The sequence below is a fragment of the Streptomyces sp. NPDC051219 genome, from assembly GCF_040682335.1.
Taxonomy (GTDB): Bacteria; Actinomycetota; Actinomycetes; order Streptomycetales; family Streptomycetaceae; genus Streptomyces.
The window spans coordinates 107,628-129,565 of record NZ_JBFBAS010000004.1 but is presented as its reverse complement, the minus strand read 5'-3'; the positions used below and the strand labels follow the sequence as shown (position 1 = coordinate 129,565).

At 71.3% G+C, this 21,938-nt stretch carries 16 protein-coding genes; 6 read left to right on the top strand and 10 right to left on the bottom strand.

The window, feature by feature from the left end; genetic code table 11:
* Positions 1–66: 66 nt before the first annotated feature.
* The 5 genes from AB0M62_RS07590 to AB0M62_RS07570 form a co-directional block, all read right to left on the bottom strand.
* Positions 67–1,692: a serine/threonine-protein kinase gene (locus AB0M62_RS07590; protein WP_366073171.1), complete on the bottom strand. Its 1,626-nt coding sequence runs from the start codon at positions 1,690–1,692 to the stop codon at positions 67–69.
* Between the two features lie 3 nt (positions 1,693–1,695).
* Positions 1,696–3,270, bottom strand: coding sequence for a serine/threonine-protein kinase (locus AB0M62_RS07585; RefSeq protein WP_366073300.1), 1,575 nt, complete (start codon positions 3,268–3,270; stop codon positions 1,696–1,698).
* A gap of 266 nt (positions 3,271–3,536) precedes the next feature.
* Positions 3,537–6,095 carry a protein kinase gene (locus AB0M62_RS07580; RefSeq protein ID WP_366073170.1) on the bottom strand — a complete coding sequence of 853 codons (2,559 nt, stop codon included), beginning with the start codon at positions 6,093–6,095 and terminating at the stop codon, positions 3,537–3,539.
* Between the two features lie 176 nt (positions 6,096–6,271).
* Entirely contained in the window at positions 6,272–8,620 is a 2,349-nt protein-coding gene (locus AB0M62_RS07575) for a protein kinase (RefSeq protein WP_366073169.1), read from the bottom strand.
* A 147-nt stretch (positions 8,621–8,767) separates the two neighbouring features.
* Positions 8,768–10,474 (bottom strand): glycerol-3-phosphate dehydrogenase/oxidase, encoded by a 1,707-nt coding sequence (locus AB0M62_RS07570; RefSeq protein WP_366073168.1) that lies wholly within the window; start codon positions 10,472–10,474, stop codon positions 8,768–8,770.
* Positions 10,475–10,700: 226 nt separating this feature from the next.
* Here AB0M62_RS07570 and AB0M62_RS07565 point away from each other — a divergent pair, with 226 nt between their 5' ends.
* A complete protein-coding gene (locus tag AB0M62_RS07565) occupies positions 10,701–11,933 on the top strand; it encodes a nucleotide sugar dehydrogenase (protein WP_366073167.1) in 1,233 nt (410 codons plus the stop codon).
* Between the two features lie 543 nt (positions 11,934–12,476).
* The gene (locus tag AB0M62_RS07560; RefSeq protein WP_366073166.1) at positions 12,477–12,989 is read left to right on the top strand and encodes a hypothetical protein; all 513 of its coding nucleotides are present in this window, start codon (positions 12,477–12,479) and stop codon (positions 12,987–12,989) included.
* A 74-nt stretch (positions 12,990–13,063) separates the two neighbouring features.
* On the opposite strand, the gene AB0M62_RS07555 is transcribed toward AB0M62_RS07560, so the two are convergent.
* From AB0M62_RS07555 to AB0M62_RS07540, 4 genes are all read right to left on the bottom strand, one after another.
* A complete protein-coding gene (locus AB0M62_RS07555) occupies positions 13,064–14,194 on the bottom strand; it encodes a GuaB3 family IMP dehydrogenase-related protein (RefSeq protein WP_366073165.1) in 1,131 nt (376 codons plus the stop codon).
* Positions 14,195–14,349: 155 nt separating this feature from the next.
* A complete protein-coding gene (gene guaB / locus AB0M62_RS07550) occupies positions 14,350–15,852 on the bottom strand; it encodes an IMP dehydrogenase (protein WP_366073164.1) in 1,503 nt (500 codons plus the stop codon).
* Between the two features lie 126 nt (positions 15,853–15,978).
* A complete protein-coding gene (locus AB0M62_RS07545) occupies positions 15,979–16,566 on the bottom strand; it encodes a sigma-70 family RNA polymerase sigma factor (RefSeq protein ID WP_366073163.1) in 588 nt (195 codons plus the stop codon).
* Positions 16,567–16,826: 260 nt separating this feature from the next.
* Positions 16,827–17,438 carry a response regulator transcription factor gene (locus AB0M62_RS07540; protein ID WP_003948568.1) on the bottom strand — a complete coding sequence of 204 codons (612 nt, stop codon included), beginning with the start codon at positions 17,436–17,438 and terminating at the stop codon, positions 16,827–16,829.
* A gap of 379 nt (positions 17,439–17,817) precedes the next feature.
* On the opposite strand from AB0M62_RS07540, the gene AB0M62_RS07535 reads away from it, so the two are divergent.
* The gene (locus tag AB0M62_RS07535; RefSeq protein ID WP_366073162.1) at positions 17,818–18,147 is read left to right on the top strand and encodes a WhiB family transcriptional regulator; all 330 of its coding nucleotides are present in this window, start codon (positions 17,818–17,820) and stop codon (positions 18,145–18,147) included.
* A 68-nt stretch (positions 18,148–18,215) separates the two neighbouring features.
* On the opposite strand, the gene AB0M62_RS07530 is transcribed toward AB0M62_RS07535, so the two are convergent.
* Positions 18,216–19,115 carry a LysR family transcriptional regulator gene (locus AB0M62_RS07530; RefSeq protein ID WP_366073161.1) on the bottom strand — a complete coding sequence of 300 codons (900 nt, stop codon included), beginning with the start codon at positions 19,113–19,115 and terminating at the stop codon, positions 18,216–18,218.
* A gap of 81 nt (positions 19,116–19,196) precedes the next feature.
* On the opposite strand from AB0M62_RS07530, the gene AB0M62_RS07525 reads away from it, so the two are divergent.
* The 3 genes from AB0M62_RS07525 (at position 19,197) to AB0M62_RS07515 (ending at position 21,930) form a co-directional block, all read left to right on the top strand.
* Entirely contained in the window at positions 19,197–19,901 is a 705-nt protein-coding gene (locus AB0M62_RS07525; RefSeq protein WP_366073160.1) for an MOSC domain-containing protein, read from the top strand.
* 68 nt (positions 19,902–19,969) lie between these two features.
* Positions 19,970–20,743 carry an SDR family oxidoreductase gene (locus tag AB0M62_RS07520; protein WP_366073158.1) on the top strand — a complete coding sequence of 258 codons (774 nt, stop codon included), beginning with the start codon at positions 19,970–19,972 and terminating at the stop codon, positions 20,741–20,743.
* A 158-nt stretch (positions 20,744–20,901) separates the two neighbouring features.
* A complete protein-coding gene (locus AB0M62_RS07515; protein WP_366073157.1) occupies positions 20,902–21,930 on the top strand; it encodes a hydroxyacid dehydrogenase in 1,029 nt (342 codons plus the stop codon).
* Positions 21,931–21,938: the final 8 nt, after the last annotated feature.

Here is a 21,938-nt window from a genome sequence, read left to right as displayed (position 1 = left end):
CCGCGCCAGCGATCGCTGGCGCAAAGGCCCTGATCAGGGGCTTGTCGCCGGAGTTCAGCCGGGAACTCAGCCGTGTGTGAAGGAATCGAGTGCGGCGTCGAAGTGCGCTCTGGCCTCGCCCTGGCGGCTCACGGGAGCCGAGACCCACACGTCGTACAGCATGCCGCCCTCCTCCCAGCAGACGTCGTACGTGTGCCGGCCGCCTGCCTGGCGTTCCGCCGGGGTGAAACCGTTCCAGCTGAACTCCCAGAAGGCGGCCGGGAGCCCGCCGTGGGTCGTCCCGTTGACCCGGCCGTCGCGGTAGCCGGGGTAGTCGGACGGGCCCTCCGAGTGCGCGCGGTACATCTCGGCGAGCGGGCCGCCGGGACCGGATCGCTGCACGCGGATGCCGATACGGACGCCCTCGCCCGGCGACTTGTAGAAGACGCGCTCGGCGTCCGTGGAACGGGTGAAGCCGTCCGGGACGGCGAGCGTGAAGCCCTGCGGATCGGCCACGGTCCGGTATCCCGGCGGGGCCACGGGCCCTGTCGCCGTCGCGGTGGCGGTCGCCGTCGCGGTCGCCGTGGTGGTCCCCCGGCTGGGTGCGGACGCCTGGGTGGGCGTGGCCGCACGGGTGGGCCCGGCCGGCTGCGTACGACTCGGCCCGGCACCCGCTCGGCCGTCGTCCCCGCCGCCACCGCCGAAGTCGGTGAGCAGCCCGGCGGCCGCTGCGCCCGCCCCGCCGATGACCACGACCAGCAGGGCGGCGACGAGCGCGTCGCGTTTGCGCGACCTGGCACGCGGCCCCTGCGGAACGGCCGCTGGAACCACCCGGTCGGTGGGCGTGTAGGCGGGAGAACTCCCTGGGGAAAGTCCCGTGGTGACCCCTGGGGTGACCCCTGCGGTGACGTACGCGCGCAGCAGGCGCTCGGCCTCCGTCGCGTCGATACGCCGGGCGGTGTCACGATCCAGCAGCCCTCGTACGACCGGCAGCAATGGGCCGGCGGCGGCGGGCGGGCGGATCTCGTCCTGGACCACCGCGTGCAGGACACCGCCCAGTGAATCGCGGCGGAACGGCGACTCGCCGCTCAGCGCGGTGCACAGCAGAACCCCGAGCGACCAGAGGTCCGCCTCCGGACCGGCCTTGCCGCCCTGCATCCGCTCGGGCGCGGTGTACTCGGGAGAGCCGACGAAGGAACCGGGCCCGGTCAGTGTGGTCGCGCCACTGACCTGCGCGATCCCGAAGTCGGTGAGCACGACGCGGCCGCTGCCGGCCTCCATCAGGACATTGGCGGGCTTGAGGTCCCGGTGGAGCACTCCACGGGCGTGCGCCGTACGCAGCGCGCCCAGCAGAGCGAGCCCGATCCGGGCGGCTTCGCGCGCGTCGACCGGGCCGTGGGCGGCCAGCCGGTCGGCGAGCGTGCCGCCGTCCACCAACTCCATGACGAGGTAGGGCTGTTCGTCCTCCTCGACGACATCGTGCAGGACGATCACATGGGGGTGCTTGATCTGCGCGACGGTACGGGCCTCGCGCAGCGCGGCGGAAAGTCCCGTGGAGGCGTTCTCGAGGTGCAGCTCCTTGACCGCAACCTGGCGGCCGAGGAGTTCGTCGGTGGCCCGCCACACGGTTCCCATACCGCCTCGCCCGAGCCGGGCTCCCAGCCGGTAACGCCCCGCGATCAGGCGGTTGTTGTCCTCGTGATCCTCCGGCATGATCTAAGGCTGCCAGCCGCGCAGTACGGTGTCGAACCGGTCCCGGGTCGTCTCCCAGTCCTCTTCCGGCCCCGACATGTAGATCGCGTACTCCGTGCCGTCCTCGGCGTAGTACATCTGGTCGATCGCGTGCCGCCGCCCCGGATGGTCCCGGGATTCGGTCCAGCTGAACTCCCACAGCGCGGAGTTGGGGTGGTCACGGTAGCTGTTCGGGTGGAGCTTGATCCGTTTGTATCCGGGCAGCCGAGTGCTGACGGTCTTCTCCACGTTCAGCATGTGCATGTACGGGTTCTCGAAGTCCGGGCTCTCGTCGATCCCGATCCTGATCCGGTGCGCCCCGTTGTCCGGCGTGTAGTCGATCTGATCGCCGTCCATCCGCCGTTTCCAGCCGTCCGGAACGAGCAGGCTGAAGCCCTCCGGATCGGTCACCCGCTGCCAGCCCGCCGGTACCGCGTCCGGGTCCGTCTTCGCCGGCGAGGCCCCGTGGGTACCGCTGCCGGTTCCGGCCGAGGCGCCGCTCGAGCGGTTGCCCTCCGCGTACTTCATCGCGCCGAGACCGACACCACCGCCGACCAGGGCGGCGACGAGGATCACCACGGCCGTCCGCCGCGCACGGCTCTTGCGTCCGGCGGAGGCCACGGGCGCGGGTGCGGTCACGGGGCCCGCCGGCAGGCCCGGCGGCGGGCCGGCTGCGGGACCCGGCGGGGTGGCCCCCGCCTGGACATACTCCGCCGGCACCTTCTGCGTCGGCACGTACGCCTGGGCCTCCTTCGGAGCGCGCCCCTCCATGGCATCCAGCAGCATGCGTTCGGCCTCGGCGGCCGAGGGACGGTCGGCCGGTTCCTTGCGCAGCAGCGCGATGATGACGGAAGCCAGCGGGCCGGCGTGCTGCGGCAGGGGCGGCTCGTCGTGGACGACGGCCTGGAGCGTGGAGATCGGCGAGGTCCGGCGGAAAGGCGAACGCTCCTCGACCGCCGTGTAGAGGGTGGCCCCCAGGGACCACAGGTCGGAGGCCGGTCCAGGATCGCCGCCCTGTACCCGCTCGGGCGCGAGGTAGTCGATCGAGCCGACGAGTTCACCGGTCCGCGTGATCGTGGAGTCGCCCTCGATCGCGGCGATGCCGAAGTCGGTGAGAAGCACCCGGCCGTCCTTCGCCAGGAGGACGTTGCCGGGCTTCACGTCCCGGTGCAGTACACCCGCCGAGTGGGCGGCGCGCAGCGCGCCGAGGACGTGCAGCCCGATACGGGCCGCCTCCCGCGGCTCGATCCGGCCGGCCTGCTTGGCGGCGTCGGCAAGCGAGGGACCGTCGATGAACTCCATGACAATCCACGGGCGGTCGTCGTGTTCGAGTACGTCGTGCACGGTGACGACACCCGGATGCGCGATCCGGGCAGCGGCCCGCGCCTCCTTCTGGGTGCGGGCGTGCAGAACGACCCGGTCGGCCTCGGCGACGTACAGACCTGCCGTCAGTTCCTTGACCGCGACGGTCCTGTGGAGTACTTCGTCGTGAGCGCGCCAAACCTTGCCCATGCCCCCGCTGCCGATGCTCTCGCCCAGCCGGTACCGGCCGGCGAGCATCGTGCCCGCGCCTGTCCTGTGATTCACGTGCCCCCGCCCTGTTCCTTCGGTTGTCAGGTTACGGAGCGGGATACGGCCACGGAACAGCGGAGCACTCACGGAGACAGCACTGTGACTCAGTACGTGACTCAGCGCGTATCTCCCGTCGCAGCCCGAGGTGTTCGGACCGCTCGGGTGCAAATCATCGTGTCGCGGACCTCTGGTCGCGGTGAGGCCGGTCGCGGTGAGGCCGGTCGCAGTGAGGCCGGTCGCAGCCTCCTCGTGGGTCAGCCGGTGACTCGGTAGGTGGCGGAAGCCTGTTCGAAGATCTCGCTCACCTCGTCGCGCCCCGACTCGGGGCCGATCACCATGACGACGTGGTAGCGGCCGTCGACGACCGTGGCGAGGTTGCGCACGTAGACCTCACGGCCGCTGCTGTCCGCCCAGGTGTACTGCCCCTCCGCCGTGACCCGCTGCCCCACGACGACTTGCCGCACTCCGGTGGAGGTGGCCCAGCTGGAGTCGCGGAACGGCTGGAGCTCGCGCTCCCTCTCCCGCTGGTACGCCATCGGATCCGTGCCGCTGTCCTGCACGGTGTCCCGGCCGGGGACGACGATGAGCTCGTACTCGCCGCCGGTGTACCGGACCTGGCCGCTGTCGTTGAGCGGTCGCCGACGCCAGTCCCGGTCGACGGCAACTTGGAAGCCCTCCGGGTCTTTGCGCAGTACGTATCCCTGTGCCAGGTTGCCGGCGGGCACAGTCGTCTGCGGCTGCTGGGAGGTGGGTTTCTCCGGCCTGCCGGACGTGTCGGGCTGTTGTTCCGGCTGCTGCTCCACGGGTGCCGATCGGCTGGGGCCGACCGCACCGGGCCGCTTCTGCGGGCCCCCGTCGTCCGCTTCCTCCTCGGGCATGAACATCACCGCGTACGCGACAACGGCTGCCAGGACGAGCAGGATCAGCAGCAGCAGAGTCCGGCCGAGCGATCTGGGCCCCCGCTGCCGTCGTTCACGCGCGGGCCTTGCCTTCCCCTGCCGGTGCCGGCCGTGCGGAACGGCGGGCGAAGCCGCGCGACGCCTTCGTACGAGTTCGCCGCGGCGGCGTACGACCGGGAGCCGGGTGCCGTCGAGCGAGGGCACCGGCACCACCTGAGTGCCCGCCTCCGGCTCCGGGGCGGACCGTACGAGCGAACGCAGCCAGCCGCGCAGTTCCTCGAAGTCGGGGCGCTCGGTGGGGTCCTGGCGCAGCAGAGATTCGACCACGGGACGCAGGGGGCCGCACTCCTCCGCGAACGCGGGCGGTTCGGCGCAGACCATCTGGACGAGCTCCGCGGCACTCTCCTCCGGGTAGGGGGCGTGCCCCTGTACGGAGCGGAACAGCAGTGCGCCGAGCGCCCACAGGTCCGTCGAGGGACCGACGGGCGCGGCCAGCTGCCAGTTCCCGTGTACGGGACCGGCCTGCTCCGGCGCCCAGCGCTCGGTGACCGCGCCGACGACGGCGATCCGGGTCTGCCGGGCTCGCTCGGCGGCGAGCGGGGTCGCGGGCCCGCGGTAGGCGGGGGCGCCCGCGCCGGCCACGACCTGGTCCCAGCCTCCGCAAGGCTTCGCCGTACCGCTGGTCCGCTCAGGTGGGGCGGCCTCCAGAGCGGCGTGTGCCTGACGGTGCTGGTCGGCCCGCAGTCCTTCCCCCGGGCTGCCGCCCCGGGGTGTGGCTCCGCGCCAGGAGTCACCGCCGCTCCGGGCGGACGCGGGTGAGGTGCCACCGCCCCCGTGCCGTGCCTCGTCGCTCCAGGTGCCGGCCAGTTCCGCCCTGCGCGGTTCGGGCGCCTCGTGCTCGCCGGTGCGGCGGCCGTCCGTAGTCCTGGGCAGGCTGTCGCCGGGCCGGGCACCGCCGTACGGATAGCCGTACCCCTCGGGCGCGTGGGAGCCGGGCGCCCGGCCCTCGCCCTCCGGCGGTGCGGGACGCTGAACCGGGAGGCTTCCGGTGCCCGCCGACCTCGCCTCGCCGACCCGGGCGGCGGCCCGGGCTCCGGCGCGGTACGCCGCGATGGCCCCGGCACGCGCGGCCCGGACGTCCGCCGCCGCTCCGGGCCCCGGAGGCAGCGCGGTGCGCGCCCCGGGCAGCTCCGCGGATTCGGCCGCACCCGTGCCGGGACCGGCGCGGTCGCCCCCGTACTCCCCGCCGTTACCGCCGCCGTACGGACCCGTGTGGTCCGGCGGACCGGCGGCCGGCAGTACGGAGGTGGCCTCGACAACCGGTTCCGCGGCCGGTACCGGGTCATAGCCGCACAGCGCCTCTTCCGCGGCGCCGGACGCCAGACCTGTCAGCACGACGCGGCCGTCGTCACACACCAGCACCGTGCGGATGGTGATGTTCCTGTGGGTCCAGCCGTGAGCGTGCAGAACGCGCAGGGCGGTGAGTACGTCCGAGGCGACCTCGGCCGCACGGTACGGGCTGAGCGGTTTCTCCGCGAGCAGCGCCGCGAGCGGCCGCGCTGCCACCAGCTCGCTCACTATCCAGAGCGAGCCGCCCTCCGCGAACACGTCGAAGACCTGGTCGAGCCGGGGGTGGTCGGGGATCTGCGCGGCGGCCTGGGCCGCTTCGATCGCCCGCCGTACGGCGGGATCGGTGGGACGCCGCGTGGTGCCACCGGCACGCCGCGGCGACGGCGGCCCGTCCCCGTCGAGCATCTCCGCGTCCACGACCTCGGGCAGCATCACCTGCCGGACCAGCACTTCCTGACCGCTGTACGTGTCGAACGCCCGGGTCTCCACAAGCTCGTACTCGTCGGACGGGGGCAGGGGCAGGCGGTAGCGGTCGGCGAGTACCCGTCCCGCATAGTCGTCCACGACGCCTCCCCAGAGCGCGCTGTTCCCCGGTGCCCGTCCGTCCGACAGCCACAGAAAAGGGCCAATTCCGGTCGTTTACCGGCCCATTGCGGCTGCGTAAAGTCCGCGACCTCTCACGATACGTGGCAACACCCGTCCACGCGGCCGGGTCAACGCATCCCGGGCCCCGAACGTGCTCAGTCCTTCGGCCGGAACGTGTCGAACGCCGTCTTCCGCAACGTCCGGCACTCCGCGCCGTCCCACTCGCTCTGCTTGCAGGTCACCATGATCGAGTACCCGTGCTTGGCGTCCACCTTGAAGCCGCGGTTCAGTATCCGGACCCGCTCGCCGCCCTGGCTCCGCTCGAACTGCCAGTCCGCCACGGTCGGGTAGCCGTTGTACTCCACCTTCCCGAGGCCGAGCAGTTTGTAGCCGCTGCTGCTGCCGGCCACGGCAGGCGCGAGCTGTGCCCAGGCCAGCGCCGCGTCGTCGCTGGGACTGTCGTTGAAGTCGACCTGGACGCGCGGGAATCCGCCGGGCGACGCGCTGTAGATGCCGCCGGAGTTCTGGCCCGCTATCCGGTGGCGCTTGAAGCCGGCGGGCATCGCCATGGTGAAGTGGAAACGGCTGTCGGTGACCGTCTTGTAGCCGGCGGGCAGCGCGTCGTCGCCCGACGAGCCGCCGGTCTTCCCGCTGTCGGCCGCCTCTCCCGTACCGGCCCCCTGCCCCTTGTCCTTGCCGGTTCCGGTCGCGTCCCCGGAGCCCTTGTCGGCCCCCTTGCCCGTGTCCGTGCCGGGGTCCTTCTCCTTGCCCTTGTCCGAGCCCTCTCCGCCGGCGGTGGCTCCGCTCGACGCGGCCTTGTCGTCCTTGGACTTGCTGTCCTGGCCGTTCTGGTCGCTGTCACCGCCGAGCGCGACGGCGAGGATGGTGCCGAGGATGGCGAGCACCGCCACGACGGCCACGATCGCGAGCGTGCGCCTCGGCACCACGTCCGTGAGCGTCGCCCGCGTGGCGGGCGCGGGTCCGGGCTCGGCGGCAGCCGCCGCGTTGCGTACGGACTGCAGCGCCCCGCGCATCCGCTCCGCGGCCGCCGCCGCCTTGGGCTGCGTCGTCCTCTCCTCCGCCGGTACGGGAGGGAGGGCGACCACCCGGGTCGCGTCGCCGGCCGGTTCCGGCTCGGGCTCCGCGACCGGTTCGGGGGCGTGCACGACGGCGTTCAGAAGGGCACGGGCGCCCGCGTCGTCGAGCCGCTGCTTGGGATCCTTGGCCAGCAGACCGTAGATGACCTCCTCCAGCTCGCCCGCACCCTTGGGCGGGTCGAGCGGCTCGGTCATCACGGCGGTCAGGGTCGCGATCGCGGAGCCCTTGTCGTACGGCGGAATGCCCTCCACCGAGGCGTACAGCAGGCCGCCCAGCGACCACAGGTCGGCGGGCGGGCCGGGCTTGTGACCGCGGGCGCGCTCGGGCGAGATGTAGGAGGGCGCGCCGACGAGCATGCCGGTCGAGGTGACCGAGGGGTCGCCCTCGACCTGCGCGATACCGAAGTCAGTGAGCACGACCCGGCCGTCCTCGGAGATCAGCACATTGGAGGGCTTCACATCGCGGTGCAGGATGCCCTCGCGGTGCGCGGAACGCAGCACGTCCAGGATGGCGAGCCCGACCTCCGCGGCCCGACGAGGGCTCAGAGTGCCTTTCTCACGGATGACTTCGGCGAGCGAGGCGCCCTCGATGAGCTCCATGACGATCCACGGCCGGTCGTCCTCGTCCACGACGTCGAAGACGGTCACCGCACCGTTGTTGCGGATGCGTGCGATCGCCTTGGCCTCACGCATGGTCCGGGTGATCAGCCGGCGCTTCTCGTCCTCGTCGATGTTCGTCGGGAACCGCAGCTCCTTGACGGCGACGGTGCGTCCGAGGGTCTCGTCCACGGCCCGCCACACGGTGCCCATACCGCCCTTGCCCAGCACGGCCCCGAGCCGGTACCGGCCTGCCAGGAGCCGGCCGCCCTTCTCGGCGCGCCCGGCCACGACGGCATCGCGGTTCTTGCCCGGACTGACGGACCGCCCGTTACCCGGCGCGTCGACGTGCCGGTCCGCGGCGGCTGGACCCTTCGCGTCCCGATCGCCGGGACGGTCCCCGGCGCGTCCTTCGGCCGAACTCCCGCCCGGATTCACGTCCTCGCCCTCGGGACGGCCCTTCTCCCGGGCACGGTCCTCGACACGATCCGAGGGACGGTCCCCACCGGCGGCATCCCGGTCCGCGGTCGAGGAGCCTCCGGGGGCGGCGGCCTTGACCCCGGTCTCGGTCCCCGCCTCGGCTTCGGCCCCATCCTCGGGGCCGGCCTGGGCCTCCGAACCGTCCGCGGCGCCAGCCCCGGTCCCGCCCGCAGCGCCGGCCTCCGGCCCCTCGTCGGCCGGGCGCTCGGCTTCGGCCCGGCCACCGGCCGAACGCGCCGCGTCGACCGCGTCCGCGGACTCGTCACCGACCTCGGCCTCGGGCCGGTCCTCGTCCCGCTGGGGCCCCCGCGCCTGCTCCGCCTCCGACATGCGTCCCCTCTGCGATCCTGTGCCTCGCCGCGGTACTCCTTCGGCTCTGCGAGCCCGGGAGTGGCAGTAACCCGCCCTGGCAGAAACTTCATTGTCCCCCACCCCGGGACGGGTGAATATGCGGGGTCCGCCGGTGGCACAAGACCCTTACAGAGGCACGATGTCCGGCGCACCGAGCCGCGCCGCGTCCGCCGTCAGGTCGTCCGGCTGCCTCTGCGACTCCCGCTCCGCCTGTACGCGCTTGTCGTAGTGCTCGACCTCCTTCTCGATCTGCTCCTTGTCCCAGCCCAGCACCGGCGCCATCAACTCGGCACACTCCCGCGCACTGCGCGTCCCCCGGTCGAATGTCTCGATCGAGATCCGCGTCCGGCGCGTCAGTACGTCGTCCAGGTGCCGCGCGCCCTCGTGGGAGGCCGCGTAGACCACCTCCGCCCGCAGATAGTCGTCCGCCGTGCCGAGCGGCTCCCCCAGCGACGGGTCGGCGGCAATCAGTGCGAGCAGTTCCTCCGCCAGTGAGCCGTACCGGTTCAAAAGGTGCTCCACCCGCGCCACATGGAGCCCCGCACGGGCCGCGATCCGCGCCCGCGCGTTCCACAGGGCCCTGTACCCCTCCGCCCCGACGAGCGGCACATCCTCCGTGACACACTCGGCGACCCTCTGGTCCAGCCCGTGCACCGCCTCGTCCACCGCGTCCTTGGCCATCACCCGGTACGTCGTGTACTTGCCACCCGCCACGACCACCATCCCGGGCACGGGGTGCGCCACCGTGTGCTCGCGCGACAACTTGCTCGTCGCGTCCGACTCCCCGGCCAGCAGCGGCCGCAGACCCGCGTACACCCCCTCGACGTCGTCCCGGGTCAGCGGCACCGCGAGTACCGAATTGACGTGCTCCAGCAGGTAGTCGATGTCGGCGCTCGAAGCCGCCGGATGCGCCTTGTCGAGGTCCCAGTCCGTGTCCGTCGTCCCGACGATCCAGTGCCGGCCCCACGGGATCACGAACAGCACGGACTTTTCGGTCCGCAGGATCAGCCCGGTCGTGGAGTGGATCCGGTCCTTCGGCACCACCAGGTGGATGCCCTTGGACGCCCGTACATGGAACTGCCCGCGCTCCCCGATCAGCGCCTGGGTGTCATCCGTCCACACCCCCGTGGCGTTGACGATCTGCTTGGCCCGGATCTCGTACTCCCCGCCGCCCTCCACGTCCTGTACGCGCGCGCCGACGACCCGCTCGCCCTCCCTCAGGAAGCCGACGACCCGCGCCCGGTTGGCCACCTGCGCGCCGTACGCCGCCGCCGTACGCACCAGCGTCGCCACATAGCGCGCGTCGTCCATCTGGGCGTCGTAGTACTGCAACGCCCCCACCAGGGCGTCCTTCTTAAGGCAGGGGGCCACCCGCAGCGCGCGCTTCCGCGTCAGATGCCGGTGCACCGGCAGTCCGCGCCCGTGGCCCGAGGAAACGGACATGGCGTCGTACAGCGCCACTCCCGACCCGGCATAGAGCCGCTCCCAGCCATTGTGCTGCAGCGGATAAAGAAACGGCACAGGCTTCACCAGGTGCGGCGCCAGCCGCTCCAGCAGCAGCCCGCGCTCCTTCAGCGCCTCCCGTACGAGCGCGAAGTCCAGCATTTCCAGATAGCGCAGGCCGCCGTGGATCAGTTTGCTCGACCGGCTCGACGTTCCCGAAGCCCAGTCTCGAGCCTCCACGAGCCCGGTGGCGAGCCCGCGGGTCGCCGCGTCGAGCGCGGTTCCGGCTCCGACCACTCCCGCGCCCACGACCAGCACGTCCAGTTCCCGCTCGGCCATCGCGGCGAGCGCTTCGGCCCGCTGCTCAGGTCCCAGTGTCGCTGTCCTCACTGCTGCCTCCCGTTGATCGGGCCGGTCCTGCTCACATCCCCACCCCCCGATTCTGTCCGCGCTCGTCCGAGTCGGCCACCGCCTGTGGACAACACTCCCGTGACCACCGCCGCGCAATACGGCATATCGGTCATATTTACGCCTAGTCTGACATTGCGCTCGCTCGTTCTGTCCACAGGACTTGCGCACTCTGTCCCCTCCGGTTAAGGGAAGGACGGCCACCGCCATGCCCGCAGATCTCGCCGTCATCGGACTCGGCCACCTCGGACTGCCTCTCGCCCGGGCCGCCGTCGCCGCCGGCATCGAGACCATCGGATACGACACCGGCCCCTCCCCCTCGGGTGGTGCGCTGTCTGCCGCTGACATCCGCCGGATGTCGGCGGCCGGCTTCCGGGCCACCACCAACCCGGTCGAACTGGGAAGGGTCCGTACCGCCGTCATCTGTGCCCCCACCCCGCTCGGCCCGGACCGGGCGCCCGACATGTCCGCCGTCGGCGATGCCGCCCGAGCACTCGCCGCGCGGCTGCGCCCGCACACCACCGTGATCCTGGAATCGGCCGCCTACCCCGGCGCCACCGAGGAATTCCTCCGGCCGGTCCTCGAACAGGGCTCCGGCCTCCGCGCGGGGCGCGACTTTCATCTCGCCTACTCCCCCAGCCGCCTCGACCCCGGCAACCGCACCCACGGCTACAACAACACCCCGAAGGTCATCGGCGGCCTCACGCCCGCCTGCACCGAGTCGGCCGCGGCCTTCTACTCCCGCCTCACCGACAAGGTGGTACGCGCCCGCGGCCCGCGCGAGGCGGAGACTGTCCAGCTCCTGGAGACCAACTACCGGCACGTCAACATCGCCCTGGTCAACGAAATGGCGGTGCTCTGCCACGACCTCGGCGTGGACCTGTGGGACGTCATCCGCTGCGCCGAGACCAAGCCGTACGGCTTCCACGCGTTCCGCCCCGGCCCCGGCGTCGGCGGCCACGGCGTCCCCGTCGACCCCAACTACCTCCCGCACGCGAGCCGCACGCCGGGCCATCCGCTGCGCATGGTCGGGCTCGCCCAGGAAATCAACAACCGCATGCCGCAGTACGTCATCCAGCGCTGCGCCACCCTCCTCAACGAGCACGGCAAGTCCGCCCGCGGCGCCCGCGTCCTGCTCCTCGGCGTCACCTACAAGCCGGACCTCGCCGACCTGGAGGGCTCCCCCGCCCAGGAGATCGCCACCCGGCTGATGGACCTGGGCGCACAGCTCAGCTACCACGATCCGTACGTCGCCGGCTGGCGCGTGCGCGACCAGCCCGTCCCGCGCGCGGACTCGCTCTACGAAGCCGCGGCCAATGCCGACCTGACGATCCTGCTCCAGCACCACCGCACATACGACCTCCAAGGCCTCGCGGTGAAGGCCCAGTTGCTGCTGGATACGAGAGGAGCGAGCCCGGCCGGCGCCGCCCACCGGCTCTGAGCCGCGGCACCCAGCCGCGCGCACCCCCGGCTCACCTGCGGAAAGGGACTACGCTGAGCGCCGGCCTGTTCTTCCGCGTCGGCCGCGCCGACGAAACACTCGCCACCAGCGGCATCACCCATCTGGTGGAACATCTGCCTGCACCACCACGGCATCGGCGACCTCCACTTCAACGGTCGACCGCCGCCGCGTACACGCACTTCGACGTACATGGTTCCCCCGAAGACGTCGTCGAGTACATCAACGGGGTCTGTGCGGCACTACTCGATCTGCCTTTCCCGACGGCGGCAGGCGCCTCACCGGCCATGACGGGTTCACGCTCTCCGTCGAGCCGACCCTGTACGGGCTGACCCCCAGCTGGTTCCTGACCGCGTGCGGTGTGGTGCCTGCCGTCCGGACGTGGCTGGTCAGGCGCCGTGGCTGAACTGTGACGTGGAAATCCGTAGTTGTACTGTCCGACAGGCCTGCTAGCCTGCGGCGTCACTTCGCGCACAGCAGTAACCCGTACAACCGTGCGCATCCGTCCCAGGGGGGATTCCCAGCATGAGCCAGTCCGTTCCGCCGACCGGTAATCCGTTCGCCGACGGCGCCGTCCCGCCCGCCCCGGCGCCGGCGCCCGTACGCAACAACGTCGCGCTCGGCCTGGTGGCCGGCCTCGTCGCCGCCATCGTCGGCGCCCTCGCCTACGGCGGGATCATGCGCGCCCTGGCCGACGAGGACGGCAGCTACAGCGAGATCGGCTTCCTCGCCCTCGGCGTCGGCGCTCTCGTGGGTGTCGCGCTCGGCAAGCTCGGCGGCCGCAACCCGATCCTCCCGATCGCGGGTGTGCCGCTCGCCCTGCTCGGCGTGTTCCTCGGCCAGATGTTCGGCTACGCCCTCATGATCAGCTGGTGGTCGGAGCTCGCCGGTACGCCGCTCACCCTCACCGAGCTGTTCACCTCGGAGCTCGGCAACCTCTTCAAGGCATGGAAGGAAGAAGCCGACTTCATGAGCATTCTCTTCTTCGCCATCGCCGGATACGAGGGCTTCGCCATCACCAAGAAGCTCGGCGGCTGACGCCGGACGCAGCTATCCGGAAGGGCCCGTACCGCATCGCGCGGTACGGGCCCTTCCGGCGTACGTAGGGGCTGTCAGCGCGGGCCGTCGTGCTGCGACGGCGCCACCGTGACCTCGACCCGCTGGAACTCCTTGAGGTCGCTGTAGCCCGTCGTGGCCATCGACCGGCGCAGCGCACCGAAGAAGTTCATCGACCCGTCCGGGATGTGGGAGGGACCGAGCAGGATCTCCTCCGTCGTCCCGACCGCGCCCAGGTCCATCCGCTTGCCGCGCGGCACGTCCTCGTGGACGGCCTCCATGCCCCAGTGGAACCCACGGCCCGGCGCGTCCGTCGCGCGCGCCAGCGGCGAGCCGATCATCACCGCGTCGGCGCCGCAGGAAATGGCCTTGGGAAGATCACCCGACCAGCCCACTGCGCCGTCGGCGATGACGTGGACGTACCGGCCGCCGGACTCGTCCATGTAGTCCCGGCGGGCCGCCGCGACGTCGGCGACCGCGGTCGCCATCGGCACCCGGATGCCCAGCACGTTGCGGGTGGTGTGCGCCGCCCCGCCGCCGAAGCCGACCAGGACACCCGCCGCGCCGGTGCGCATCAGGTGCAGGGCGGCGGTGTACGTGGCGCAGCCGCCGACGATGACCGGCACATCGAGCTCGTAGATGAACTGCTTGAGGTTGAGCGGCTCGGCGGCACTTGAGACGTGCTCGGCGGAGACCGTCGTGCCCCGGATCACGAAGATGTCGACGCCGGCATCGACGACAGCCTTGGAGAACTCGACCGTGCGCTGCGGCGAAAGCGCCGCGGCGGTGACGACGCCCGAGTCGCGCACCTCCTTGATGCGCTGCCCGATGAGGTCCGCCTTGATGGGAGCGGCGTAGATCTCCTGGAGACGGCGGGTGGCCCCGCCCTCGTCCAGCTCGGCGATTTCCTGGAGCAGCGGCTCCGGGTCCTCGTACCGCGTCCACAGGCCTTCGAGGTTCAGCACACCCAGACCGCCGAGCTCACCGATGCGGATCGCGGTCTGCGGCGAGACGACCGAGTCCATCGGAGCAGCCAGGAACGGAAGCTCAAAACGGTAGGCATCGATCTGCCAGGCGATCGAGACCTCTTTCGGGTCCCGGGTGCGCCGGCTCGGGACGATGGCGATGTCGTCGAACGCGTACGCCCTGCGGCCGCGCTTGCCGCGCCCGATCTCGATCTCAGTCACGTGTGTGGCCTTTCCCTCTTGGTCTGCGTGTCCAGTATCCCCGACGGGCAGCGCGAAGCGTCTCGGCGACCGGTGGGCGGACGCGCCGCGCACGCAGCGAGGGGGCGGCCCGGAGATTCCCCGGCCGCCCCCTCGCTGCGTGCGCCACGGCGGCATTACCGCCTGGAGTAGTTCGGCGCCTCGACCGTCATCTGGATGTCGTGCGGGTGGCTCTCCTTGAGCCCGGCCGACGTGATCCGTACGAACCGGCCGCGGTCCTGCAGCTCGGGCACCGTCCGGCCGCCGACGTAGAACATCGACTGGCGCAGACCGCCGACCAGCTGGTGGACGACCGCGGAGACCGGACCGCGGTAGGGCACCTGGCCCTCGATGCCCTCGGGGACCAGCTTGTCGTCGGTGCCGACGCCCTCCTGGAAGTACCGGTCCTTCGAGTACGACTTGGCCTGGCCGCGCGACTGCATGGCGCCCAGCGAGCCCATGCCGCGGTACGACTTGAACTGCTTGCCGTTGATGAAGAGCAGCTCGCCCGGCGACTCCTCGCAGCCGGCGAGCAGCGAGCCCAGCATCACCGTGTCGGCGCCGGCCACCAGGGCCTTGGCGATGTCACCGCTGTACTGGAGGCCGCCGTCACCGATGACCGGGACTCCGGCCGCCTTCGCGGCGAGCGCGGCTTCGTAGATCGCGGTGACCTGCGGGACGCCGATTCCGGCGACCACGCGGGTGGTGCAGATGGAGCCGGGGCCGACGCCGACCTTAATGCCGTCCACACCGGCGTCGATCAGCGCCTGGGCACCGTCACGCGTGGCGATGTTGCCGCCGATGACGTCCACCGCCGAGTTCGACTTGATCTTGGCGACCATGTCGCCGACCAGCCGGGAGTGGCCGTGCGCGGTGTCGACGACGATGAAGTCGACACCCGCTTCGATCAGCGCCTGTGCCCGCTCGTACGCGTCGCCGGCGACACCGACGGCGGCACCGACGAGCAGCCGGCCGCCCTTGTCCTTGGCGGCATGCGGGTACTTCTCGGCCTTGACGAAGTCCTTGACCGTGATGAGGCCTTTGAGGATGCCTGCGTCGTCGACCAGCGGAAGCTTCTCGATCTTGTGACGGCGCAGCAGCTCCATGGCGTCCACGCCGGAGATGCCGACCTTGCCGGTGACCAGCGGCATAGGGGTCATGACCTCACGCACCTGGCGGCTGCGGTCCGACTCGAAGGCCATGTCGCGGTTGGTGACGATGCCGAGCAGCTTGCCCGCCTGATCGGTGACCGGCACGCCGCTGATACGGAACTTGGCGCACAGCTCGTCGGCCTCGCGCAGCGTGGCGTCGGGATGCACGGTGATCGGGTCGGTGACCATGCCGGACTCGGAGCGCTTGACCAGGTCGACCTGGTTGGCCTGGTCGGCGATGGAGAGGTTGCGGTGCAGCACACCGACACCGCCCTGCCGGGCCATCGCGATCGCCATCCGCGCCTCGGTGACCTTGTCCATCGCCGCGGAGAGCAGCGGGACGTTCACCCGGACGTTCCTGGAGATGTACGAGGAGGTGTCGATCTGGTCCGGGGCCATGTCGGACGCGCCTGGCAGCAGCAGCACGTCGTCGTAGGTCAGCCCGAGTGTCGCGAATTTCCCGGGTACTCCGTCGACGTTGTCAGTCATGACACCTTCCCAAATGGTCTTGCTCGGCGCGGATGTCCATGCTAACGGGAACCCGTCGTGTCTCATTCCACGAACAAGATCAGCAGCAATTTTCGTACGTTCCTACCGCCTCGCACGCCCGCCGGACTACTGCTCGGCAAGCGCCCGCAGCCGGCTCAGGGCACGGTGCTGAGCGACGCGCACCGCACCCGGCGACATCCCCAGCATCTGCCCGGTCTCCTCGGCCGTCAGCCCCACGGCGACCCGGAGTACCAGCAGTTCGCGCTGGTTCTCCGGGAGGTTGGCGAGGAGCTTCTTGGCCCATTCCGCGTCACTGCTCAGCAGGGCCCGCTCCTCGGGGCCGAGCGAGTCGTCCGGCCGCTCCGGCATCTCGTCGGACGGTACGGCCGTACTGCCCGGATGCCGCATCGCGGCCCGCTGGAGGTCGGCGACCTTGTGGGCGGCGATGGCGAAGACGAACGCCTCGAAGGGCCGGCCGGTGTCCCGGTAGCGCGGCAGCGCCATCAGAACCGCGACGCACACCTCCTGCGCCAGGTCCTCCACAAAATGCCGGGCGTCGCCCGGCAGCCGGGAGAGACGGGTGCGGCAGTACCGCAGGGCGAGTGGGTGCACACGGGCCAGCAGGTCGTGCGTGGCCTGTTCGTCGCCCTCGACCGCACGGTGGACGAGGGTTCCGATGACCCCATGGGCAGTCGCTGCCTCGTCTTCGCGCATCGGTCCATGGTGCCTTGGCGCCGACTGTTCCGTGGCACCGCGTCCTGAGTTGTGCACCGAAGCGTTATGAGCAGGCGCGCCAGACGTCATCTCGTGCGCCCTCCCCTTCCGCTCGGCCGAATCGTCCCCGAGGAACTCCACAACTCAAGGATGCGGCATCGAGCCGGAAGCAACACATACGGCTCCGCGGCTGGGCGCACCGACGCCCGCCCGCCGGGTGGCGGACGGGGATCGACGTACCCCCGAGACGACACACTGCCCTAGCGGACCAGGCCCCAGCGGAACCCGAGCGCCACGGCGTGGGCACGGTCCGACGCGCCCAGCTTCTTGAAGAGCCGCCGCGCGTGCGTCTTGACGGTGTCCTCGGAGAGGAACAGCTCGCGCCCGATCTCGGCGTTCGACCGGCCGTGACTCATGCCTTCCAGGACCTGGATCTCACGCGCGGTGAGAGTGGGTGCCGCGCCCATCTCGGCCGAGCGCAGCCGGCGTGGCGCGAGCCGCCAGGTCGGGTCGGCGAGGGCCTGCGTCACGGTCGCCCTCAGTTCGGCGCGCGAGGCGTCCTTGTGCAGATAGCCGCGGGCGCCCGCGGCGACCGCCAGCGCGACACCGTCCAGGTCCTCTGCGACGGTGAGCATGATGATGCGGGCGCCGGGGTCGGCCGAGAGCAGTCGGCGCACGGTCTCGACACCGCCGAGCCCGGGCATCCGTACGTCCATCAGAATCAGGTCCGAGCGGTCGGCACCCCAGCGGCGGAGGACTTCCTCGCCGTTGGCAGCCGTCGTCACACGCTCTACGCCGGGCACGGTCGCGACCGCACGGCGGAGTGCTTCTCGGGCAAGCGGGGAGTCGTCGCAGACGAGGACGGATGTCATGGCCGCCCTCCGCAGCTGATGCGCGTCACCTTGAGCCTCCAGGCTGGGTACGTATCGTCACCTGTGCGGTTGACACCCTCGGACATCTGCCCGAGCGCTTGTTCTTTCAACCGCCTCCGCACTCTCAACGACGGTCACTCGAAAGAGTTACGGGTCGGACGAACACCTTCAGCACTCTACGTGAGGAAGCGGACACACAGCGGGCGCCACGAGCCATCTGTCCTTCATCTGGAGCTATGCCCTATTTGGCTGCATTTCTTCCATTTCACTGGTGTCTGTGACTAGATTCGCCATGAGTCATATTTACATCTACTCACACCGTGGATGTACCGTCGTGGGCACCTTATCCGCCTCAGCAACGGCTTCAAGGGGACAAGCAATGGCAGATTTCTCCCGCCTTCCCGGACCCAACGCCGACCTCTGGGACTGGCAGCTGCTCGCCGCCTGCCGCGGAGTCGACAGCTCGCTCTTCTTCCACCCTGAGGGTGAGCGGGGCGCGGCCCGGAGTGCGCGTGAGACCTCCGCCAAGGAGGTCTGCATGCGGTGCCCCGTGCGCGCGGAGTGCGCCGCCCACGCCCTGGCCGTACGCGAGCCGTACGGAGTGTGGGGCGGCCTGACCGAGGACGAGCGCGAGGAGTTGATGGGCCGCGCCCGCAACCGGCTGATCTCGGCGTCGAGTTCGGGGGGCACGACGTCGACCACCCACTGAAGGAACGTTTCTTCAGATTGAGCCGTACCCCCGGGGACCGCACGGGTCCCGATTTTCGCGTGCGCTCGTCAGCGAGCGGCCGCGCGCTCCAGCCGGTCCAGCATCGCCGAGACCGCGGGGACCCGCGCCAGGTCGGGAAGCGTCAGTGCCACCACTTCGCGCCGGACCGCCGGCTCCAGCGCCACGGTCCTCGCCCCTCTTGGGCGCACCGATTCCACCGCCAGTTCGGGCAGCACAGCCACCCCGAGGCCGGCACCGACCAGCCCCACCACCGCCGGGTAGTCGTCGGTCGCGAAGTCGATCCGCGGCGTGAAGCCCGCGCTCTCGCACACCTCGACCAAGTGGCGGCGGCAACGGGGGCAGCCCGCGATCCACGACTCCTCGGCCAGTTCCGCCATACCCAGCCGGTCCGCCTCCGCCAGCCGGTGCCCCTCCGGGACCAGCCCGACCAGGCGGTCGGTGAGCAGCGGGCGCACCACGAGGTCGTCCCACGCGTCGCTCTCCGCGACGGTTGCGCCGTACCGGAAGGCCAGCGCCACATCGCAGTCTCCCTCGCGCAACATCTCGACCGAGCGCGGGGGTTCGGCCTCGACCAGTGAGACCCGGGTGCCGGGGTGATCCTCCCGCATCGCGGCGAGTGCGGTCGGCACAAGCGTGGAACTGCCGCTCGGGAACGAGACCAGCCGCACCCGGCCGGCCCGCAGGCCCGCGATCGCGGCGACCTCCTCCTCCGCGGCCGTCAGCCCGGCCAGGATGCCCGCCGCGTGGCGCACCAGCGCCTCGCCGGCCTGGGTCAGGCGCATCTCGCGGCCGGTGCGGATCAGCAACGGGGTGCCCGCGGAGTGCTCCAGGGCTTTCATCTGCTGACTCACGGCGGGCTGCGTGCAGCCCAGCTCGCGCGCGGCGGCGGAGAAGGAGCCGGTGGCTGCCACGGCACGCAAGACTCGGAGATGACGGGCCTCGATCATGCCTCGAGTATAAGGGACACTTGGAGGCAACGGCGGAAATCGCGTCGCCCCTTTGGCGGGCCATCGCTTAGCGTGGCACGCATGCTGTCATCGTCCGGGGAGCGACCCCCGTACCCCCGAAGTGTTCTCTCCGTGAACGTGGGCCGCGCCAAGGCCGTCGAGTACACCGACGCGCCCTCCGGCCGCACCGGCATCGACAAGCTGCCGGCCGAGGGAGCCGTACGGGTGGCCGCCCCCGGCCCCAAGGGTGCGGGGGCGAGCGGCGTCGCCGGTGACGCCGTGTGCGACCTGCGGTTCCACGGCGGCGACGACCGTGCCGTGTACGCCTTCGCGCGCGAGGACCTGGACCGGTGGGAACGCGAGCTGGAGCGGCCGCTCGCCCACGGCTCGTTCGGCGAGAACCTCACCACGACCGGTCTCGATGTGAACGGAGCGCTCATAGGTGAGCGCTGGCGCGTCGGCCCCGAGGTCGTACTCGAGGTGACCGGTGGCCGTATCCCCTGCCGCACGTTCGCCGGCTCGCTCGGTGAACAGGGCTGGGTCCGGCGCTTCACCCGGGACGGGGCGCCCGGTGCGCTGTTGCGCGTCATCGTGCCCGGCGACGTCCGCGCGGGCGACCCCGTCGAGGTCGTTCACCGGCCGGAGCACGACATCACCGTCTCCCTGCTCTTCCGGGCCGTGACCATCGAGCGTGAACTGCTGCCGAGCACGTTGGTCGCCGCGCAGTGGATGGAGTCCGGACTGCGGGCAGTGGCCGAGGAGTACACCGCCAAGTACGTGCCTTAGGCACGGTCGGGGTGCCGGCAGGGGGCGCGGGCACGGACCGCCGCCCGGGCATCCCCTAACGTTCAGCCATGACGACTGCACTGATTACGGGATCGACGGCAGGCATCGGGGCCGCCTTCGCGCGGCGCCTGGCCTCCGAGGGGCACAACCTGGTGCTGGTGGCCCGTGACACCAAGCGGTTGCGGGAGCAGGCGACCGAACTGCACGACCTGCACGGCATCGAGGCCGAGGTGCTGACCGCCGACCTCTCCGCGGACAGCGGGATCGAGGCGGTCGAGACCCGGCTGTCCGACCGCAAGAGCCCCGTGGACCTCCTGATCAACAATGCCGGGTTCGGCAACAAGGGCCGCTTCCTCGAAGTCTCCATGGCCGACGAACTGACGATGCTGAAGGTCCACTGCGAGGCGGTGCTGCGGCTGACCTCGGCGGCGGCGGAGGGCATGCGCGAACGCGGGCGCGGCGGAGTGGTGAACGTGGCCTCGGTGGCCGCGTTCGTGCCGCGCGGCACGTACGGCGCGTCGAAGTCCTGGGTCGTGCAGTTCACCCAGGGCGCGGCGAAGGACCTGGCCGGGTCGGGGGTCCGGCTGATGGCCCTGTGTCCGGGCTTCGTCCGCACCGAGTTCCACCAGCGGGCGGGGATGGGGACGGACAACATCCCGAACTGGATGTGGCTCGACGCCGACAAGCTCGTGGCGTCGGCGCTCGCCGATCTGGCACGCGGGAAGACGGTGTCGATCCCGGACCCGCGGTACAAGGCGCTGATGGGCGTGGTGAAGGTGGCGCCGCGCGGGCTGCTGGGCGGCGTCAGTTCACGTACGGGCCGCAAGTACGGGCCCCAGTAGCGGATCGGGTCAGGTCTCGGTGAGGGCCAGGGGCCGCCGTGGTGCCGTCCTGTCATGTGACGTCCACCCGGCGGCCCGTGACACCGACTGGGTCACCCGGTCCCCGCTCGCCGCACGAGCGCCGAAGGAGCAAACGCAGAAGGGGTATTGGTTCCACCATGCACCCCACCACCGACAACAGGCCCCGCGTGCTCCTCGCCATGGGCCCGGGCGTGGCCGAGCGGCTTCTCTCCGACCGCCATCGCACCCGCCTGGAGGCCCTCGCCCGCACCGACTCCCGGCTCGTCGCCCACGAACTCGCCACGCCCGCCCCGGAGGTCTCGGCAGCGCTCGCCGAGGCAGAACTGCTGCTCACCTGCTGGGGAGCACCCCCGCTCAGCGCCGGGGTGCTGGACGCGGCCCCGAAGCTCCGCGCCGTCGTGCACGCCGCCGGCTCCGTCAAGCACCACATCACGGACGCCTGCTGGGAACGCGGCCTCGCCGTCGCGTCCACCGCCGCCGCCAACGCCCTGCCCGTCGCGGAGTACACGCTCGCCGCCATCCTGTTCGCGAACAAGCGCGTCCTGCACGCCCACCGCCGCTACCGCGAGCTGCGCGCCCACGGCGACTGTCTCCGGGAGCTCGACCGCGCGGGCAACTACGGCCGCACGGTCGGGGTCGTCGGCGCGTCCCGGATCGGCCGCCGGGTGATCGAGCTGCTGCGCCCGTTCGACCTGCGGGTCCTGCTGTACGACCCGTACGTCGAGGAGGCGGACGCAGCCCGCCTGGGCGTGCGGACCGTCCCGCTGGACGTGCTGTGCGCGCGCAGCGACATCGTCACGGTGCACGCTCCGGAGGTCCCGGCCACCCGCCACATGATCGGAGCCCGGCAGCTGGCCCTGATGCCGGACGGCTCGACCTTGATCAACACCGCCCGCGGTTCCCTGGTGGACGAGGGCGCCCTCCTCCCCGAGCTCGTCTCCGGCCGGCTGGACGCCGTACTGGACGTGACGGATCCCGAACTCCCGCCCGTCGACTCGCCTTTGTACGACCTGCCGAACGTCCTGCTCACCCCGCACGTCGCAGGGTCGCTGGGCGGCGAACTGCACCGGATGGCCGACCGGGCGCTGGACGAGGTGGAGCGGTTCGCGGCGGGCCGGCCGTTCGCCGACCCGGTCCACCCGACCGCTCTGGGTCAGTCCGCCTGATCCGGCAG

Bases quoted from the DNA above. Each gene is read 5' to 3' on its own strand.
- AB0M62_RS07565 (WP_366073167.1), top strand. From the start codon at position 10,701: ATGCCCGCAGATCTCGCCGTCATCGGACTCGGCCACCTCGGACTGCCT.
- AB0M62_RS07540 (WP_003948568.1), bottom strand. From the start codon at position 17,438: ATGACATCCGTCCTCGTCTGCGACGACTCCCCGCTTGCCCGAGAAGCA.
- guaB (WP_366073164.1), bottom strand. From the start codon at position 15,852: ATGACTGACAACGTCGACGGAGTACCCGGGAAATTCGCGACACTCGGG.
- AB0M62_RS07545 (WP_366073163.1), bottom strand. From the start codon at position 16,566: ATGCGCGAAGACGAGGCAGCGACTGCCCATGGGGTCATCGGAACCCTC.
- AB0M62_RS07585 (WP_366073300.1), bottom strand. From the start codon at position 3,270: ATGCTCGCCGGCCGGTACCGGCTGGGCGAGAGCATCGGCAGCGGGGGC.
- AB0M62_RS07535 (WP_366073162.1), top strand. From the start codon at position 17,818: ATGGCAGATTTCTCCCGCCTTCCCGGACCCAACGCCGACCTCTGGGAC.
- AB0M62_RS07515 (WP_366073157.1), top strand. From the start codon at position 20,902: ATGCACCCCACCACCGACAACAGGCCCCGCGTGCTCCTCGCCATGGGC.
- AB0M62_RS07525 (WP_366073160.1), top strand. From the start codon at position 19,197: ATGCTGTCATCGTCCGGGGAGCGACCCCCGTACCCCCGAAGTGTTCTC.
- AB0M62_RS07590 (WP_366073171.1), bottom strand. From the start codon at position 1,692: ATGCCGGAGGATCACGAGGACAACAACCGCCTGATCGCGGGGCGTTAC.
- AB0M62_RS07530 (WP_366073161.1), bottom strand. From the start codon at position 19,115: ATGATCGAGGCCCGTCATCTCCGAGTCTTGCGTGCCGTGGCAGCCACC.
- AB0M62_RS07560 (WP_366073166.1), top strand. From the start codon at position 12,477: ATGAGCCAGTCCGTTCCGCCGACCGGTAATCCGTTCGCCGACGGCGCC.
- AB0M62_RS07520 (WP_366073158.1), top strand. From the start codon at position 19,970: ATGACGACTGCACTGATTACGGGATCGACGGCAGGCATCGGGGCCGCC.
- AB0M62_RS07575 (WP_366073169.1), bottom strand. From the start codon at position 8,620: ATGTCGGAGGCGGAGCAGGCGCGGGGGCCCCAGCGGGACGAGGACCGG.